This window comes from Psittacicella gerlachiana (assembly GCF_003585965.1).
In the GTDB taxonomy this organism is placed as follows: domain Bacteria; phylum Pseudomonadota; class Gammaproteobacteria; order Enterobacterales; family Psittacicellaceae; genus Psittacicella; species Psittacicella gerlachiana.
This window is the reverse complement of record NZ_NRJF01000294.1, coordinates 1-1,631: the sequence shown is the minus strand read 5'-3', so window position 1 is coordinate 1,631 and position 1,631 is coordinate 1. Positions and strand designations below refer to the sequence as shown.

Sequence of the window (1,631 nt, the reverse complement as noted above, 5' to 3'; positions counted from 1 at the left end):
CTCTTTATATTAAGATTAAGAAAACTTCAAGCAAATTCCCTTAATCTTAATATAAAAATTATTAGATTCTTAACAAGATTAAAAGGTCTGCAATGCAGACCTTTTAACATAGTTGTAAAACTATTGTCCGTTATTACGACGCACTAAATCAGTATAGCTTGTTGGAACTTCAACAACTTTAACAAGAGTTTTAAATAACTCTGCGATTTTTTGTGCAACGATTTCATTACGTGCAGCTTGTAAGAATTGTTCATTTTTATAAGCTTCACGACGGTATTGTTCAGGTTGCTCAAACATAATTGAAACTTGATCAATATATTTATCTAAGTCTTCTTGAGTCACTGAAATACCGTGTTCTTGGATGTATCTACCTTGAACTAATTCAATGCGTAAATTCTCTCTTTCTTCAGATGTAATAACTTCTTTAGCTTCTTTATCTTTCTCAATTTCTTCATTAGTTAATTTAACAATTTCATCTTGAGAAAGTTTTTTCGCTTTAGGTAAAGTATTAATTACAAATGCTTCAAATCTACGATATACGTAATATTCTACTACGTGCTCAGGGATAGGTAAATCAGCATATAACTCAGCTAATTTTTCATTAACTTGACCTAAGAAATATTTTAAAGTGTTAGATTTGATTTCACGATCAAGATTCTTTTTAATTTCAGCTTTTAAATCATCTAAAGTTACATTATCACGATTTAAGAACTCTTTAATAAATGCTTCATCAACTTCACCTAGGTGACGAGCTTTTACTTCTTTTACTTTAACTTTTACAGTATATTCTTTATCTTCTACAAAGTTTAATTTAGCTTCGAATTCATCACCAGCTTTACGACCAACGAATTCACCAGAAAACTCTGAAGGGAATTGGTAAGAACCTACCACTAAACTTAAATCACCAGAGAATGGTTTAAACTCTAAACCGTTTTCATCTGTAGTTTCAGCACTAAACTCAACTAAGTCATCAACTTCAGCTGCTTTATCAGCAACTTCATAAGTTGAACGTTGAGTACGTAAAGCAAGAATCATTTCTTCAACAGCTTTATCTTCATCAACTACAGGATAGTTAACTTCAACTTCACTTAAGTTCTTCACTGGAACTTCAGGAGCAACTTCAAACTTAACAGTTAACTCTAATTTATTATCAACCCAATTTGCATTACGACTAATAACAATTAAATTAACTTCTTTAGTTTGGTTTAAGTATTCACCTAATCTTTTTAGCTCTAAAGCTTGTAATGCTCTACTACTTGCTTCACGAGTTAAATACGGTTCTGCAATATTTAAAGGAACTTTACCTGGACGGAAACCTTGTAATTTAAAAGATGGTGCTGACGCTAAACGTTTTAGCTCTTTAGTATATTCTTTTTGGAATTCAGGAGATTCAAAAGTAAATTTTACTTCTCTCACTAAACCATCTTTAGATAATAATTCAAAACTCATCGAAAATATTCTCTATTTTTATTTAAATAATTTATTAGACTTGTAGTCTAACACCATAAAACTCTTCTATAAGTTATATAATCAAAATTGTATAAATAAACTCTTTTATGAAATAATATTTAGCAAAATTATATTTATATAATTTAAATAGTATTTCCCATATAACTATATACAATTTTTGC

The 1,631-nt window shown here is 29.3% G+C and carries 1 protein-coding gene; it reads right to left on the bottom strand.

The features are described 5' to 3' along the window. Nucleotides 1-120 precede the first annotated feature (120 nt). On the bottom strand, nt 121-1,449 hold the full coding sequence (gene tig, locus CKF59_RS07775; protein ID WP_222985725.1) for a trigger factor: 1,329 nt from the start codon (nt 1,447-1,449) through the stop codon (nt 121-123). Nucleotides 1,450-1,631: the final 182 nt, after the last annotated feature.